The sequence below is a fragment of the Stenotrophomonas sp. S4 genome (assembly GCF_054187805.2).
The window spans coordinates 4,559,391-4,574,641 of sequence record NZ_CM196188.1 but is presented as its reverse complement, the minus strand read 5'-3'; the positions used below and the strand labels follow the sequence as shown (position 1 = coordinate 4,574,641).

General features: G+C 67.6%; 14 protein-coding genes. 7 read left to right on the top strand and 7 right to left on the bottom strand.

The features are described 5' to 3' along the window. Positions 1 to 32 precede the first annotated feature (32 nt). The 3 genes from ACUZUJ_RS21320 to ACUZUJ_RS21310 form a co-directional block, all read right to left on the bottom strand. Positions 33 to 1,208: a lytic polysaccharide monooxygenase gene (locus ACUZUJ_RS21320; protein WP_014038895.1), complete on the bottom strand. Its 1,176-nt coding sequence runs from the start codon at positions 1,206 to 1,208 to the stop codon at positions 33 to 35. Between the two features lie 178 nt (positions 1,209 to 1,386). Beyond that, positions 1,387 to 2,559, bottom strand: coding sequence for a lytic polysaccharide monooxygenase (locus ACUZUJ_RS21315; RefSeq protein ID WP_458220533.1), 1,173 nt, complete (start codon positions 2,557 to 2,559; stop codon positions 1,387 to 1,389). Between the two features lie 233 nt (positions 2,560 to 2,792). Beyond that, positions 2,793 to 3,278 carry a DUF1203 domain-containing protein gene (locus ACUZUJ_RS21310; protein ID WP_049442826.1) on the bottom strand — a complete coding sequence of 162 codons (486 nt, stop codon included), beginning with the start codon at positions 3,276 to 3,278 and terminating at the stop codon, positions 2,793 to 2,795. Positions 3,279 to 3,433: 155 nt separating this feature from the next. On the opposite strand from ACUZUJ_RS21310, the gene ACUZUJ_RS21305 reads away from it, so the two are divergent. The 4 genes from ACUZUJ_RS21305 to ACUZUJ_RS21290 all read left to right on the top strand — a co-directional run bounded on the left by ACUZUJ_RS21305 (position 3,434) and on the right by ACUZUJ_RS21290 (position 8,155). Next, complete coding sequence (locus tag ACUZUJ_RS21305; RefSeq protein WP_049442827.1) at positions 3,434 to 4,636, top strand: GGDEF domain-containing protein; 1,203 nt, start codon at positions 3,434 to 3,436, stop codon at positions 4,634 to 4,636. 68 nt (positions 4,637 to 4,704) lie between these two features. Beyond that, complete coding sequence (locus tag ACUZUJ_RS21300; RefSeq protein ID WP_119006911.1) at positions 4,705 to 6,231, top strand: alpha/beta fold hydrolase; 1,527 nt, start codon at positions 4,705 to 4,707, stop codon at positions 6,229 to 6,231. After that, positions 6,228 to 6,974 carry an ABC transporter ATP-binding protein gene (locus ACUZUJ_RS21295; RefSeq protein WP_014038890.1) on the top strand — a complete coding sequence of 249 codons (747 nt, stop codon included), beginning with the start codon at positions 6,228 to 6,230 and terminating at the stop codon, positions 6,972 to 6,974. The genes ACUZUJ_RS21300 and ACUZUJ_RS21295 overlap by 4 nt, the downstream gene beginning before the upstream one ends. Further along, a complete protein-coding gene (locus ACUZUJ_RS21290; RefSeq protein ID WP_014038889.1) occupies positions 6,971 to 8,155 on the top strand; it encodes an ABC transporter permease in 1,185 nt (394 codons plus the stop codon). Before ACUZUJ_RS21295 ends, ACUZUJ_RS21290 begins: the two co-directional genes overlap by 4 nt. A 22-nt stretch (positions 8,156 to 8,177) precedes the next feature. Here ACUZUJ_RS21290 and ACUZUJ_RS21285 read toward each other — a convergent pair whose 3' ends face one another. Together ACUZUJ_RS21285 and ACUZUJ_RS21280 are read right to left on the bottom strand one after the other, a co-directional pair. Next, on the bottom strand, positions 8,178 to 8,888 hold the full coding sequence (locus ACUZUJ_RS21285; protein ID WP_458220532.1) for a transposase: 711 nt from the start codon (positions 8,886 to 8,888) through the stop codon (positions 8,178 to 8,180). 100 nt (positions 8,889 to 8,988) lie between these two features. Next, positions 8,989 to 9,786, bottom strand: coding sequence for an AraC family transcriptional regulator (locus tag ACUZUJ_RS21280; protein ID WP_101766279.1), 798 nt, complete (start codon positions 9,784 to 9,786; stop codon positions 8,989 to 8,991). Between the two features lie 78 nt (positions 9,787 to 9,864). Here ACUZUJ_RS21280 and ACUZUJ_RS21275 point away from each other — a divergent pair, with 78 nt between their 5' ends. Further along, positions 9,865 to 10,119, top strand: a complete 255-nt coding sequence (locus tag ACUZUJ_RS21275; protein ID WP_101766278.1) for a hypothetical protein — start codon at positions 9,865 to 9,867, stop codon at positions 10,117 to 10,119. A gap of 84 nt (positions 10,120 to 10,203) precedes the next feature. Here ACUZUJ_RS21275 and ACUZUJ_RS21270 read toward each other — a convergent pair whose 3' ends face one another. Continuing rightward, positions 10,204 to 11,217: an energy transducer TonB gene (locus ACUZUJ_RS21270; RefSeq protein ID WP_014038885.1), complete on the bottom strand. Its 1,014-nt coding sequence runs from the start codon at positions 11,215 to 11,217 to the stop codon at positions 10,204 to 10,206. A gap of 199 nt (positions 11,218 to 11,416) precedes the next feature. Beyond that, positions 11,417 to 12,037: a TIGR00645 family protein gene (locus tag ACUZUJ_RS21265; RefSeq protein ID WP_014038884.1), complete on the bottom strand. Its 621-nt coding sequence runs from the start codon at positions 12,035 to 12,037 to the stop codon at positions 11,417 to 11,419. A 112-nt stretch (positions 12,038 to 12,149) separates the two neighbouring features. Here ACUZUJ_RS21265 and ACUZUJ_RS21260 point away from each other — a divergent pair, with 112 nt between their 5' ends. Together ACUZUJ_RS21260 and dap4 are read left to right on the top strand one after the other, a co-directional pair. Beyond that, complete coding sequence (locus ACUZUJ_RS21260; RefSeq protein ID WP_049442833.1) at positions 12,150 to 12,839, top strand: glutathione binding-like protein; 690 nt, start codon at positions 12,150 to 12,152, stop codon at positions 12,837 to 12,839. A gap of 162 nt (positions 12,840 to 13,001) precedes the next feature. Beyond that, positions 13,002 to 15,227, top strand: coding sequence for a dipeptidyl aminopeptidase 4 (gene dap4 / locus ACUZUJ_RS21255; RefSeq protein WP_119006909.1), 2,226 nt, complete (start codon positions 13,002 to 13,004; stop codon positions 15,225 to 15,227). The last annotated feature ends 24 nt before the right edge of the window (positions 15,228 to 15,251 follow it).

Below are 15,251 nucleotides of genomic sequence, written 5' to 3'. Positions count from 1 at the left end.
AGGCGGCATCGCGCCGCCCCCGGTGCCCTGCCTCAGTACGCGATCCAGGCGTCGCGCCAGGCAAAGCCGGTGCCCGGGCGGTAGGCATCGGCGTTGATATTGCACCAGGCGCCTTCCGGGAACGGGCGGCAGGCGTACAGCTTGCCGTCGGTGCCCTTCACCACGGTCTCGCCCGGCTTGTAGCTGCCGAGGCCGGCCGGATACACGAAGTCGAAGTCGCCGCCCGGCGGATCGACCGGATCGATCGGGCCGGGCCCCGGCACCTGGGTTTCCAGCTGGAAGCGGTTGCCCGGCTTCAGGTACACGCGGTTGTCGGTGGCCGACGCGACCGGCGTGATCACGCCGTTCTTCATCACACCCACGCGCGCGTGCTGTGCGCTGGCGTTGACCTTGCGGGCCAGGGCCAGCGGCCACTGCGTTGGGCTGGTCTGGCCGGTCGCCAGCTTGGTTTCCACACGCTCCAGGTCATTGCCGTTGGCATTGAACACGCGCAGGGTCACGGTGCTGTCCACGTCCAGCGCACCATTGGCGGTCACCGCGCCGGCATCCTGCCACTGCGGCGGCGGAACCACGCCACCGCCACCTTCGAAGCGCACGTCCATGCAGGTGTAGAACGCTTCCTGCGAATCCGAGCGCTGCCAGGTGTTGTAGATGATGTGCTGGCCACTGCGCTTGGGCAGCGGGCAGTCCAGCTTGTAGACACCGCCTTCGGACAGCGGCACGTTGCCCAGGGTGCAGAATTCCTGCAGGTCGGCCCAGCGCAGCGGGCTGCCCGGCTGCCAGCCATCACGGGTGACGTAGAACTTCCACTCGCGGGTGGCGTGCGGCGCCGGCGCCCGGAATTCGAAGGTGTAGCGGCCGCGCGAATCGGCGCGGACCGGCGTGGTCGGCCAGTCGCTGCGGTTCAGATCGAGGCCGCGGTACTTGGGGATGCTGGCACTGCACAGTTCGCCATCACGCACCAGGTCGCGGTGGTTGCCATTGGCGTTGCCGTGGGCGATTGCACTCCAGTCATAGAACGGCTGCGCGCCGCCGATGGCCTTGGCCGCGGCACAGGCCGGGTTGGTCGGGTTTTCCGGATTGCCTTCGTGGCACTGCTTCACGCGGCTGAGCGGCTTGGTCATGGTGCCGTGGGCGAAGGCGCTGCCGGACAGGGCCAGGCCGGCAACGACGGACAGAGCGAGGACTGCCCGATGGGACAGGTGCATGCAGGAACTCCTTTGCGAAGTGTGGGAAACCTCGCGCAGTCTTCACATGCAGGCCCGTCGGCAACATCGGATAAGTTCGAATTCGATGACGGCCGTGTTCGATCTGCAACACGGTGCTCACTGTGCCGTTTTGCAGGCAGAAGGCGGTGCACGCTGCACCGCCTCCCGCGTCACCGCCTCAGTACGCGATCCACGCATCGCGCCAGGCCGCACCCACGCCCGGCCGGTACGCCTCGGCGTTGACATTGCACCATGCACCTTCCGGGAACGGGCGGCAGGCGTACAGCTTGCCGTCGCTGCCCTTCACCACGGTCTGGCCCGGCACATAGCTGCCGATGCCCGCCGGGTACACGTGGTCGAAATCACCGCCCGGCGACGGCGTGCCCGGGTCCGGCACCTGGGTGTCGAGCTGGAAGCGGTTGCCGTCCTTCAGGTACACGCGGTTGTCGGTGGCCGAAGCGGAGGGTGCGATCACGCCGTTGTTGAGCACGCCCACGCGCGCGTGCTGGGCACTGGCATTGACCTTGCGGGCCAGCGCCAACGGCCACTGCGTGGCCGCAGTCTGGCCGCTGGCCAAGGTGGTTTCCACGCGTTCGACATCATTGCCGTTGGCGTTGAACACGCGCAGTGCCAGCGTCGTGCCCACCGGCAGCTCGCCGCGTGCGGTGACCGGGCCGGCATCCTGCCACTGCGCAGCGGGCGGGGTGCTGCCGCCGCTTCCTTCAAAGCGCACGTCCATGCAGGTATAGAACGCCTCGGTCGAATCCGAGCGCTGCCAGGTGTTGTAGATCACATGCTGGCCGGTGCGCTGCGGCAACGTGCACTGCAGCTTGTAGGTGCCATCGGCCGACAGTGGTGTATTGCCCAGCGTGCAGAACTCCTGCAGGTCGGCCCAGCGCAGTGGGCTGCCCGGCTGCCAGCCTTCGCGGGTGACGAAGAAGCGCCAGTCGCGCGTGGCGTGTGGTGCGGTCGCCTTGAACAGGAAGGTGAACCTGCCATTGGCATCGGCCTGGATCGGCGTGGTCTGCCAGTCACTGCGGTTCACATCCAGCCCGCGGAAGGTCGGGTTGTTGCCGCTGCACAGCTTGCCGTCGGGCACCACGGCCTGATGGTTGCCGTTGGCGTTGGCCTGGTTGATGCCGTTCCAGTCGTAGAACGCCTGCGAACCGCCAATCGCTTTTGCAGCGGCACAGGCCGGGTTGGTCGGGTTCTCGGGATTGCCCTGGAAGCAGGCATAGACACGGCTGACCGGCGTGGTCATGGTGCCGTGGGCGAACGCGCTGCCGGCTAGGCACAGGCCCGCAGCGGCGAACGAGGTGGCCAGCAACAGCGGTGTGGATCGGAATGACATGGCGCATCCTTGTGATCGTCGAAAGGGAACGGTGACCGCAGGAGCTGCGCTGCGCGGCGGACTTCCGGCGGCACCACGGCGAGTATCGAGTCGCGCTGCAGGCGACGGAACTCTCGCAGTACCGATCCGTGACTGCGCATGTGAAGCCCTTCCCGCAGGCTTCACGCAGGGCTGAACGGATGCGCTGGACGTCACGTGACCGGCGTGGCATCGATCACGTCATGGAGATCACGCTACGCAGTCTCGGCACCCACCCGATCTGCCTGGCACGAGAAACAGCCATGCGCCGCGTTGTGCAGCTGGACGAACGCCACCGACGGGTCGGCGAACAGGGCATCCAGGTGGTCCGCCACCTCGGTGCCCGCACAGACCTGGGCACCGCACATCAGCGCGGCGTGGTCATAGGCACGCACCGAAATCATCCGGCGCTGTACATACGGGGGCACTTCGCCCGGCGGCAGGACGCAACGGGTCACGCCGCGCTGCACGAAGATCGGGCCGGCGGCGCGGTACGGCGAATGCAGCGGCAGGTGGACGTGGGACAGCAGGAGCAGTTCGCTGCCAGGTGCGGGATCGCTCAGGCTGATCCGGCAGGGATGGCCGCCATTGGCGCCGGCCCAGCGACGCTGGATGCCGCGCGCGGCGAGCGCGCTGTCGCTCATCTCGAACAGGTGCAGGAACGGGCGGTGGTCGATGCCGCCGAGGTACCACGCGTGCATGGGCGTCTCCTTGGGTTTTCCGCGGATTGTGCGCATGCGCCGGTCGCCATGCTCGCCGTTTTCAGACCCCACACCGGCATCGGGCAGGAGGACGCCACGGGGATCGCGCAACAAGGCGCTAAGATGCGCGCGCCGCCCCGGCCGACGAGCGCCGCATGTCCCTGGATTTCCCCACCATCACCGTGCTTGGCTTCCTGCTCTGCATCGGCATTGCCGTGGGGTTCTCGCTGTTGCTGGTCGTACTGCGCGGGCAACCGGTGCTGCGGCAGTGGACCATCAGCCTGTGGCTGCTGACCCTGGGGGTGACCCTGCTGGCCTTGCGGCCCTACCTGCCACTGGTCCCGGCGGTACTGGCCGGCAATGCAGCGATGGCCGGCTGCGGGCTGATGATGCTGCGCGGCGTAGCCCTGCATCTGGAGCAGCCGTTGCCGCTGTGGCGGCCGTTGCTGATGGCGGCCGCGTTCATGGCCTGCATCTTCGCGTTCCTGGTGCTGTGGCCGAACCTGGCCCTGCGCCTGCAGGTGTTCAGCGTGTTCGCACTGATTGTCGATGGCTGGATCGCCGGGTTGCTGCTGCGGCATGCGCCGCCCCAGCAGCGCACCAGCTGCCGCCTGGCCGCCACCGTGTTCCTGGCGGAGGCCGCTCTCTATGGGGGGCGCCTGTTCCTGCCGGTGGCACCGGATGCCGGGGAGGACATCATGCGCACTGGCTCGCCGATGTTCGCCACGTACATCGCCGGGGTGATGCTGGAACTGGCCCGTTGCTTTGCGATGGTGCTGCTGCTGGTCGAGCGCATGCTGGTCGACCTGCGCCATGCCGCCCGTACCGATGGCCTGACCGGCCTGCTCAACCGCAGCGCGGTGCTGGCCGACGGCCAGGCGCAACTGCTGAAGCTACGCCGGCAGCGCCGCCCGCTGGTGCTGCTGCTGATCGACGTGGACCACTTCAAGAAGATCAATGATCGGTGGGGCCACCTGGCGGGCGACCAGGTGCTGCGCCATTTTTCGGCGACGCTGCAGCACTGCGTGCAGGGCCACGAGCACCTGCTGGGCCGTTACGGCGGCGAAGAGTTCGTGCTGGTGCTGGCCGGAAGCACGCGCGACGATGCGGTGGAGCGGGCCGCCGCGATCCGCGCACGCCTGCAACAGCGGCCGGCAGTGCTGGCCGAGGGACGGGTGCCGGTCACCGCCAGCGTCGGTCTTGCGATGGATGCAGGGCAGGGCGATCTGTCGACCCTGCTGGCCGCCGCCGATGCCGCCCTGTACCGGGCCAAGGCCGAGGGGCGGGACCGCCTGGTCTGTGCGCCGTCGGCGGCGGATTCGTCATTGCCCATCGCCGTTGGCGCGCTGCCCGTGTAAGTTGGGTCACATCTTCCGCGGCAGCCCGTCGTGGTCGACAGGAACGTCCTCCAGGGGAAACGAGCACGATGCAAAGACACCACCTCGCGCTGGCCGGGATGCTGGCCAGCCTGATGATTGCCGGGTGCAGCCAGCCACCGCCGGCCGACGCCGGAAATGCCAGTGATGCACCCAGCCGTCGTTTCGGCACGATCGACTTCCAGCCCTGCACGCTGTCCACCGAAGGCGCCAGCGCCAACGTGGAGGCGCAGTGCGCCACCCTGCAGGTACCGGAGGACCGGGCCCAGCCCGATGGCCGCCGGATCGGCCTGCGCATTGCCTGGCTGGAATCGGGCAGCAGTGGTGCCAGCCAGCCCGACCCGGTGTTCTTCCTGGCCGGCGGCCCCGGCCAGGCGGCCAGCGAGGTGGCGGTCATCGTCGATACCGCGCTGCGCCAGGTGCGCAAGCAGCGCGACGTGTTCCTGATCGACCAGCGCGGCACCGGCGGCTCCAACCCGCTCAGCTGCCTGGGCGCGGACGGCAAGCCGCTGCAGATGGACGAGGATGCAGCGCCTTCAGAGGCATCGCTGCGCGACTACGCCCAGCGCTGCGCGGCGTCGCTGCAGGGGCGTGCCGACGCGCGCTTCTACACCACCACCGAGGCCATCGCCGATCTGGACGCGGTGCGTGGTGCACTTGGCGTGGATCAGGTCAACCTGGTCGGCGGCTCCTACGGCACCCGTGTGGCCCAGCGCTATGCCGGCGCCTATCCGCAGCACACCCGCAGCATCGTCATCGATGGCGTGGTGCCGAACGAGCTGGTGGTCGGTGGTGACTTCGCGACCACGTTCGAGGATGCGATCGCCCTGCAGTCGGCGCAGTGCCGCAAGGACGCCGCGTGCAGCAAGCGTTTCCCGGCCGATACCCGCGCGCAGCTGCGCAGCGTGGTCGATACCCTGCGCCGTGCACCGGTCTCGGTCGAATATCGCGATCCGGGTACCAACGCACCGCGGCAGGATGTCCTGACGCCGGACAGCGTGGTCGGCCTGGCCTTCGCCTTCTCTTACGTGCCGCAGTATTCCTCGCTGCTGCCACTGGTGCTGGATGAGGCCGCACACGGTCGCTACGCACCGCTGGCATCGCTGGCGCGGGGCGCGAACCGCAGCATGGATTTCCAGATCAACCGCGGCATGCAGTGGTCGGTGATCTGCAGCGAGGATGCACCGCGCTACCACGCGCCGGCCGAGGACCCCGAGCGGCTGTTCGGCAACGAAGTCGCCAGTGCCTTCTTCGCGGCCTGCCCGGTGTGGCCGCACCGTCCGGCGCCGGCAAGCGATGCCGTGCCGCTGCGCAGCGACGTGCCGGCACTGCTGCTGTCCGGTGAACTGGACCCGGTGACGCCGCCGCGCTACGCCGCACAGGTGCTCAAGGGCCTGCCCAATGGCCGTGCGCTGGTCGCCCGTGGCCAGGGCCATGGCACGTTGACCGCCGGCTGCATGCCGCGCCTGCTCGGCCAGTTCATCGACAAGACCGATGCCAAGGCACTGGATGCCGGCTGCCTGGACACGCTGAGCTACGTGCCGGCGTTCACCTCGTTCAACGGATGGGAACCATGATCGTCGCCGACAACCTGCACAAGGCCTTCGATACCCGCACGGGCCGCATCCAGGCGGTCGCCAACGTCGGCTTCCGCGCCGGGGATGGGCGGATCACCGGCCTGCTCGGCCCCAACGGTGCCGGCAAGACCACCACCATGCGCATGCTCTACACGCTGATGACGCCCGATCAGGGCAGCATCACCGTCGATGGCATCGATGCGGCGCGCAATCCGGTGGAGGTGCGTCGCCACCTCGGCGTGCTGCCTGATGCGCGTGGCGTCTACAAGCGCCTGACCGCGCGCGAGAACATCGCCTATTTCGGCGAGCTGCATGGCCTGTCGGCCGAGCGCATCCGCGAACGCATCGAGGTGCTGTCGCACGCGCTGGACATGGGCGACATCCTCGACCGGCAGACCGATGGCTTCTCGCAGGGCCAGCGCACCAAGACCGCGATTGCCCGCGCGCTGGTGCACGACCCGCGCAACGTCATCCTCGACGAACCGACCAACGGCCTGGATGTGATGACCACGCGCGCGCTGCGCCGCTTCCTGCTGGGCCTGCGCGAAGAGGGTCGCTGCGTGATCCTGTCCAGCCACATCATGCAGGAGGTGGGTGCATTGTGTGACCACATCGTGATCATCGCCAAGGGCACGGTGATGGCCGCCGGCAGCGCCGACGAACTGCGTGCGCAGGCCGGTGAAGCCAACCTGGAAGATGCGTTCGTGAAACTGATCGGCAGCGAAGAGGGCCTGCACGCATGAGCATGATGTCGACCCTGATGACGGTGATGCGCAAGGAACTGCGCGACCTGTCGCGTGACCGCCGCACGCTGCTGCTGACCCTGCTGTTCGGGCCGCTGCTGTACCCGGTGCTGCTGCTGGGCATGGGCAAGCTGGCCGAGAGCCGGGTGCGCACCCAGATCGAAGAGCCGTTGCAGATCCCGACCATCGGCGCGGAGAACGCACCGAACCTGGTGCGCTTCCTCGCCGCACAGGGCCTCAATGCCGCACCGGCACCGAAGGACCTGGCCGAGGCCATCCGCACCCAGGACATCGATGTGGCGCTGCGCATCAGCGATGACTTCGGCAAGGACTGGGCCGATGGCAAGCCGGCACTGGTGGAGGTGATCAAGGACAGCACGCGGCGCGCTGCCGAAGTGCCTGGCGCACGCCTGGAAGCGGCGCTGGCCACCTACAACGGCCAGGTCGGTGCACTGCGCCTGATGGCGCGCGGCATCGATGCACAGGTGGCACGCCCGCTGGACGTGGCGCGCCAGGACCTGGCCAGTGCCGAAGCCAAGCGCGGCATGATCCTGTCGATGCTGCTGCCTGTGTTGCTGACGCTGACCTCGTTCATCGGTGGCGCCTACCTGGTGATGGACGCCACCGCCGGCGAGCGCGAACGGCAGTCGCTGGAACCACTGCTGGCCACGCCGGGCTCGCGCAGCGCGATCGTCAGCGGCAAGATCGCTGCCGCATGCGTGGTCGGTTTCGTATCGCTGCTGCTGACCCTGGTCGCGTTCAAGGTGAGCGCGCAGATCGCGCCCGGCAATATCGGCCGCCAGTTCAACATGAACGTCGGATCGATGCTGCAGATGCTGCTGGTGATGTTGCCGATGCTGCTGATCGGCACCTCGCTGCTGACCTTCCTGTCGGCCGCAGCCAAGAGCATGAAGGAAGCGCAGAGCCACATGACCTGGCTGATGCTGTTGCCGATGCTGCCCGGCTACGCACTGGTGGCCTATCCGCTGAAGAGCGAGATGTGGCAGTACGCCGTGCCGTTCCTGTCGCAGAACCAGATGCTGCTGAAGGTGATCCGCCACGAGACGATCACCCCGGCGGTCTGGGCGATCTACCTCGGCGCCAGCCTCGGCCTGGCCGCGGTGCTGTGGTTCGCCGCCGTGCGCCGTTACCACAACGAGCGCCTGGCGATCTCCGGCTGACCCGAAAAGGGGACGGAGGGGATTAAGTCGTTTCTGCCTCCCCCGTCCTCTCCTTGCGCGGGCGCCCTCGTTTGCGTATCGCCACGGGGCGCCCCAGCGTCTGCTCCACCATCCGCAGGAATGCAGCGTCCCCCATCGGGCGTTGCCTGGCGCTGTGGTTGCGGATTGCGGGCAGGGCTGCGGATGCATTCACATCGCGCAGGAATTCGGCATACAACCTCGCCCTCTGCCGAGCGGTTCCTGCAAGTGCTTTGAACGCGGGATGCAGGGTGAGCATTGGATCATCCCGTCGTTGAAGGTTGCCGTGCACGCTGGACCACGGATGATCTTCGGCGCTGACAGCAATCCCGGCGCGAACCGGATTGCGTTCGATGTAGCGGTATACGCTGAGAAGATAAGCGTCGCTGTCGATCATCGAGGAATGGAAGCGCCCCTGCCACAGAGGCCCACTGCGTCCGTGCCGCTGGTTGAAGGCCTGCACGTAGTTGTTGCCGTGCATGCGCATTGCGCCCGCCAGTCCCTGCTGTGTGGAAGGCGTGGCCAGCAGGTGGATGTGGTTGCCCATCAGTACATAGGCATGCAGTGCGACGTGGTGCTTCAGGAATGCGCTGTGCAACAGATGCAGGAACAGTTGGCGGTCGATGTCGTCGATGAAGATCGCGCCTTTGTTCACACCGCGCTGGATCACGTGATAGGCCTGGCCTGCCAGCATCAGGCGCGCTTGTCGGGGCATGGGATTCGAAGGCCGAAGGGGGGCCTCAGCCTGTCATCGCGGCCGCAGAGCAGGGCATCAGGCAATGCCGCGAAGCAGTGTCGGATGAGTCAAGAGCGACTTAATCCCCTCCGTCCCCTTTTGCGTAGCGCGCGGGCGTCACCCCCATCTCGCGCTTGAACACGGCGATGAAGGCACTCGTCGTGTCGTAGCCCATCGACAGCGCGACGCTGATCACCGGTTCGCCGGACAGCAGACGGGGCAGCGCCAGCAGCACGCGCAGGCGCTGCCGCCACTGGCTCAGCGTCATGTGGGTTTCGGCCTGCCAACGACGGGCGAGGCTGCGGCTGGACAGGCCGCAGGTGGCTGCCCACGCCTCGACACTGCGAAGGTCATCCGGCGAACGTGCCAGCACCGCCGCGATCCGCCGCAGGCGGCGATCCCGCGGTTGTGGCAGGGCAAGCGGCAGCGGCGTGCTGGCGGTGATCTCATCGGCGATCACGCCGGCCAGGCGTGCCTGCGCGGCGTCCAGTGCCTGGTGTGGCCAGTGCAGTGCACGCATCATCGCGGCCTGCAACAGCGCGTTGGGCTGGAAAATGCGCGGTACGGCGGGCAGGTCCAGGCAGGCCTCGGCGCAGAAATACAGGCTCCAGCCATCGAACCCTTCCGCCCCCACCAGTGCGTGGGGCAGCAAGGGCGGAATCCAGGCAACATGCCCCGCCGGCAGCAGCCACTGCAGATCGCCGGCCTCGATCCGCAGCACGCCCTGGTGCGCGCCCAGCAGCTGGCCGCGGACGTGCTGGTGACGGGCGGTGCGGCGCCGTCCGGGCACCCGCAGCTGGGAGGCCATGACGAGGGGACCGCCTTCGGCGTTCGCCAAAGCGGGGTCAATCAACGCAGGTGATGTCTGATCTGCCATATCCAATGGCAGTTATACGGCAGAAGTGTCGCTGGCTGGGCGGCACACTGGCCTCCCGATCCCACAGGAGCATCACCCATGCAGCCGCAGGACATCCTTCCCGACCACCAGAACGACGTGCAGGTAAATGGCCTCACCGTGCGCAAGGGTAGCGTCGGTGCCTTCCTCGCCACCGTCCGTGACTGGCAGGATCCCGCCAGCGATGACGCCACCCGCGCCACCGCCGAAGCCGACCTGCGTGCGCTGCTGCCGGGCCTGCATGCGCTGGGCCTGTTCCAGGTACTGGCCGCGCGCGATCCAGCACTGCAGCGCATGATCGACAGCCTCTCCTGAAACGAACACGGCCCGGACATGCCGGGCCGTGTCGTCATTGCGGGGCGGAAACGACTTAATCCCCTCCGTCCCCTTTTTTCGTGGTCAGCCGCCGCCCGGGGCGAATACCAGGGTGCGGCGGGTGGTGACCGGCGCGCTGACCGGCTCGAAGCGCCAGCGCTTGACCGCGTTCATTGCTTCGCGATCGAAGACGCGCGACGGAGTTGCGCGCAGCACGCGGGCGTTGATCACCGAACCGTCGGTGCCGACGGTGATTTCCACCAGTACTTCGCCGGAGGTGCCTGCACGCAGTGCCTCGGACGGATAGCGCGGTGCCGGGGTGCTGACCGGGCGCAGGTTCGGCGCTGCAGCGGCCGCCGGAGCAGCAGCCTGGCGTGCGGCGCTGGCCTGCTGGGCGGCGGCCTGCTGCTGCTTCTGCTCGGCTTCGCGGCGGGCAGCGGCCTGGCGCTCGGCTTCCTGGCGCTCGTTGTCGCGGCGGGCGGCATCCTGCTGGGCGGCGATCTGCTTGGCCGCGTCGGCTTCCTTGGCGCGCTGCTCGGCCAGGCGCTGCTGTTCGGTCTGCTGCTTGCTGCGGTCCTCGGCGTCCTTCTTCGCCTTCTCGGCTTCCGCTTCGGTGCGCTTGGCAGCGTTCTGCACGCCCTTGGCCAGGCCGTCCTTCAGGCGCGGTAGCGCCGGCGCGGACGCATCCACCTTCTCGATCAGCGCCACCAGGCGCTGTGCTTCGGTGTAGTCCTCGCGGCCCAGGTGCTGTTCGGCAGCGATCAGGGTGTAGGGCAGCAGGTCGGTCAGCGCGCTCTTCACCGAGGCGTCGTCCGGGGTCTTGTCGCGCAGGGCGAGGTAGTACTCGATGGCGTTGTCGCCGGCCGGCGCGTACATGCGGTTCTCGCGCAGCGCCTGGCTGGCCGACTCACGCAGCTGCTCGGTGCCCATCGACTGCACCTTGGCGGCGACCACCGGTGCGGCCGGTGCAGCGGCGGTGGGTGCGGCGGCCGGGGCCGGTGCCGCGGATTCTTCCTTGCCCGAGCAGGCGGCCAGCGCCAGTGCCAAAGCAACCGGCAGCCACCGGCGCGCGGCGGTGATCGTTGAGACGTGCGACATCCTGCTCCCCTCTAGAAGACGACGTGACGTAAATCATTGATATGCATGGCCGGGACCTGCGGTCCGGGCGCGGCAGGGTGACGTTTCCCGACGCCACCGCCGGCAACGGCGAGGGTGCAATCTAGCATCCCGGCCACCGCCGCGTACAAGGGGCGGTGGCCGGGAGGGGCAACGGCCACCGCCGTTGCCTGCGACGACCTCAGTGGTCGTGCGCCTTGTCGTGCGACTTGCTGTGGCTGTTGGACATCAGCTTGTCGGTCCAGGCGATGCCGATCGCCGACAGGATGAACACGCAGTGGATGATGGTCTGCCACAGCACGCCTTCCTGGGTCAGCATCGAGCAGCGGGCGACGCCGATGTTGGCTGCGGCCACGCTCATCTGTTCCGGCGTGCACAGCGGAATGCCGCCCAGCGCACCACTGGCGATGAAGGTCTTCAGCAGGTGGATCGAGGAGATGCCGATGATCGCCATCGCCAGCTTCACCTTCAGCACGCTGGCGTTGACGTGGCTCAGCCACTCCGGCTGGTCCGGGTGGCCTTCCAGGCGCAGGCGCGAGACGAAGGTCTCGTAGCCGCCGACGATCACCATCACCAGCAGGTTGGAGATCATCACCACGTCGATCAGGCCCAGCACGATCAGCATGATCTGCTGTTCACCCATCGAGGCGGAATGCGAGATCAGGTGCCACAGTTCCTTGCCGAACAGGAACACGTAGACGCACTGCGCCACGATCAGGCCCAGGTACAGCGGCAGCTGCAGCCAGCGCGAGGCGAAGATCAGCGTGGACAACGGGGAGAGCGGCGGGCGGTTTGCACTCATGCGGGGGATGCTGCGTTTCGGGGGAGAGGCGAGGTTACCGGCCCGCCATGACGGTGCCAACCCAACTCTCGCACTAGACTTCAGGTTCCTTTCCGCACCCCGAGCCGACGCCATGATCGACCTGTATTACTGGCCCACCCCGAACGGCCACAAAGTGACCCTGCTGTTGGAAGAAACCGGCCTGGAATACCGCATCCACCCGGTCAACATCGGCTCGGGCGACCAGTTCAAGCCGGAATTCCTCGCCATTTCGCCCAACAACAAGATGCCGGCCATCGTCGACCAGGCCCCGGCCGATGGCGGCGCCCCGCAGAGCGTGTTCGAGTCCGGCGCGATCCTGCTGTACCTGGCCGAGAAGACCGGCCAGTTCCTGCCCCGCGACCCGCGCGGCCGCGTCACCACCTTGGAGTGGCTGTTCTGGCAGATGGCCGGCCTGGGCCCGATGAGCGGCCAGATGGGGCATTTCAATGTGTATGCGCCGGAAAAGATCCCGTATGCGATCGAGCGCTATGACAACGAAGTGCGCCGCCTGCATGGGGTGATGGACAAGCGCCTGGCCCAGCACGCCTTCCTGGCCGGCGACGAGTACACCATCGCCGACATGGCCAGCTACCCGTGGATCGGCGCCTACGACAAGCTGCCGGTGGATTTCACCGCATTCCCGAACCTCAAGCGCTGGCACGATGCCATCGCCGCACGCCCGGCCACCCAGCGCGCCTATGCGCTGCGCCAGCAGGTGAACCCCAACGCCGGCAAGCCGCTCAGCGACGAAGAGCGCAAGCACCTGTTCGGCCAGCGCTGACCCGTCGCGGGGTCGGATCCCTTTGCAGCGCAAAGGGCTCTGACCCCAGCACCGCGGCATGGGCGGAAGGTCATGCTGCCTTCCTGCACAGGCTTGGTTAGGATGGGGGACGACCGCCCGGCGCCCGCCGCGGGGCGGACCTGCCGTTTGACGGGATCCTCCATGCGCCACCTGTTCGCTTCGCTCGCCCTCATGCTCGCCACCAGTACCGCCGCCCACGCCGAAAAGCTGACCCTGGAAGCCATCACCGGCCCGCTGCCGCTGTCTGGCCCGACCCTGATGAAGCCGAAGGTGGCGCCGGACGGCTCGCAGGTCAGTTTCCTGCGCGGCAAGGACAGCGACCGCAACCAGCTGGACCTGTGGACGTACGACATCGGCAGCGGCCAGACCCGCCTGCTGGTTGATTCCAAGGTGGTGCTGCCCGGCACCGAGACCCTCAGCGACGAGGAAAAGGCCCGCCGCGAGCGCCAGCGCATCGCCGCGATGACCGGCATCGTCGATTACCAGTGGTCGCCGGACGCGCAGCGCCTGCTGTTCCCGTTGGGCGGCGAACTCTACCTGTACGACCTCAAGCAGCAGGGGGCGGCGGCCGTGCGCCAGCTGACCCACGGTGAAGGCTTCGCCACCGACGCCAAGCTGTCGCCGAAGGGCGGCTTCGTCAGCTTCATCCGCGGCCGCAACCTGTGGGTGATCGATCTGGCCAGCGGCAGGCAGCTGCAGCTGACCCGCGACGGCAGCACCACCATCGGCAACGGCGTGGCCGAGTTCGTCGCCGATGAAGAAATGGACCGCCACACGGGCTACTGGTGGGCGCCGGATGATTCGGCCATCGCCTTCGCCCGCATCGACGAGACACCGGTGCCGGTGCAGAAGCGCTACGAGGTCTACGCCGACCGCACCGATGTGATCGAACAGCGTTACCCGGCCGCCGGCGACGCCAACGTACGCGTGCAGCTGGGCGTGATCGCACCGGCTGCCGATGCGCAGCCGCGCTGGGTCGACCTGGGCAAGGAGCAGGACATCTACCTGGCCCGCGTCGATTGGCGCGATGCACAGCACCTGAGCTTCCAGCGCCAGTCGCGCGACCAGAAGCAGCTGGACCTGGTGGAAGTGGCACTCGATTCCAACCGCCAGCGCGTGCTCGCCCACGAGACCAGCCCGACCTGGGTGCCGCTGCACAACAGCCTGCGTTTTCTGGATGACGGCAGCGTGCTGTGGTCGTCCGAGCGCACCGGCTTCCAGCACCTGTACCGCATCGACAGCAAGGGCAAGACCACCGCGCTGACCCGCGGCAACTGGCCGGTGGACGAGCTGCTGGCGGTCGATGAAAAGGCCGGCAAGGCCTACTTCCGTGCCGGCATCGAGAGCTCGCGCGAAAGCCAGATCTACGCGGTGTCGCTACAGGGTGGCGAGCCGCAGCGCCTGTCCAAAGCGCCGGGCATGCACAGCGCCAGCTTCGCCCGCAACGCCAGCGTCTATGTGGACAGCTGGTCCAACAGCACCACGCCGCCGCAGATCGAGCTGTTCCGCGCCAATGGCGAGAAGATCGCTACCCTACTTGAGAACGATCTGGCGGACCCGAAGCATCCGTATGCGCGTTACCGCGATGCGCAGCGCCCGGTCGAGTTCGGCACGTTGATGGCTGCCGACGGCAAGACCCCGCTGAACTACAGCCTGATCAAGCCGGCCGGCTTCGATCCGTCCAAGCGCTACCCGGTGGCCGTGTACGTCTATGGCGGCCCGGCCAGCCAGACCGTCACCGACAGCTGGCCCGGCCGTGGCGACCACCTGTTCAACCAGTACCTGGCCCAGCAGGGCTACGTGGTGTTCTCGCTGGACAACCGTGGTACCCCGCGCCGTGGCCGTGACTTCGGTGGCGCGCTGTATGGCAAGCAGGGCACGGTGGAAGTGACCGACCAGCTGCGTGGCGTGACTTGGCTGAAGCAGCAGCCGTGGGTGGACCCGGCGCGCATCGGCGTGCAGGGCTGGTCCAACGGCGGCTACATGACCCTGATGCTGCTGGCCAAGGCGTCGAACCAGTACGCCTGTGGCGTGGCCGGCGCACCGGTCACCGACTGGGGCCTGTATGACAGCCACTACACCGAACGCTACATGGACCTGCCGGCGCGCAATGAAGCGGGTTACCGCGAAGCGCGCGTGCTGACCCACATCGATGGCCTGCGTTCGCCGTTGCTGCTGATCCACGGCATGGCCGACGACAACGTGCTCTTCACCAACTCGACCAGCCTGATGAGCGCGCTGCAGAAGCGTGCGCAGCCGTTCGAACTGATGACCTATCCGGGTGCCAAGCATGGTCTGTCCGGTGCCGATGCCCTGCATCGCTACCGTGTGGCCGAAGCCTTCCTGGGACGCTGCCTGAAGCCCTGATGGACAAACGGGAAGGAGCCCGCC

Coding starts and splice junctions, on each gene's coding strand:
- ACUZUJ_RS21305 (WP_049442827.1), top strand. CDS start 3,434: ATGTCCCTGGATTTCCCCACCATCACCGTGCTTGGCTTCCTGCTCTGC.
- ACUZUJ_RS21290 (WP_014038889.1), top strand. CDS start 6,971: ATGAGCATGATGTCGACCCTGATGACGGTGATGCGCAAGGAACTGCGC.
- ACUZUJ_RS21270 (WP_014038885.1), bottom strand. CDS start 11,217: ATGTCGCACGTCTCAACGATCACCGCCGCGCGCCGGTGGCTGCCGGTT.
- ACUZUJ_RS21285 (WP_458220532.1), bottom strand. CDS start 8,888: ATGCCCCGACAAGCGCGCCTGATGCTGGCAGGCCAGGCCTATCACGTG.
- ACUZUJ_RS21310 (WP_049442826.1), bottom strand. CDS start 3,278: ATGCACGCGTGGTACCTCGGCGGCATCGACCACCGCCCGTTCCTGCAC.
- ACUZUJ_RS21280 (WP_101766279.1), bottom strand. CDS start 9,786: ATGGCAGATCAGACATCACCTGCGTTGATTGACCCCGCTTTGGCGAAC.
- ACUZUJ_RS21260 (WP_049442833.1), top strand. CDS start 12,150: ATGATCGACCTGTATTACTGGCCCACCCCGAACGGCCACAAAGTGACC.
- ACUZUJ_RS21275 (WP_101766278.1), top strand. CDS start 9,865: ATGCAGCCGCAGGACATCCTTCCCGACCACCAGAACGACGTGCAGGTA.
- ACUZUJ_RS21300 (WP_119006911.1), top strand. CDS start 4,705: ATGCAAAGACACCACCTCGCGCTGGCCGGGATGCTGGCCAGCCTGATG.
- ACUZUJ_RS21315 (WP_458220533.1), bottom strand. CDS start 2,559: ATGTCATTCCGATCCACACCGCTGTTGCTGGCCACCTCGTTCGCCGCT.
- ACUZUJ_RS21295 (WP_014038890.1), top strand. CDS start 6,228: ATGATCGTCGCCGACAACCTGCACAAGGCCTTCGATACCCGCACGGGC.
- dap4 (WP_119006909.1), top strand. CDS start 13,002: ATGCGCCACCTGTTCGCTTCGCTCGCCCTCATGCTCGCCACCAGTACC.
- ACUZUJ_RS21320 (WP_014038895.1), bottom strand. CDS start 1,208: ATGCACCTGTCCCATCGGGCAGTCCTCGCTCTGTCCGTCGTTGCCGGC.
- ACUZUJ_RS21265 (WP_014038884.1), bottom strand. CDS start 12,037: ATGAGTGCAAACCGCCCGCCGCTCTCCCCGTTGTCCACGCTGATCTTC.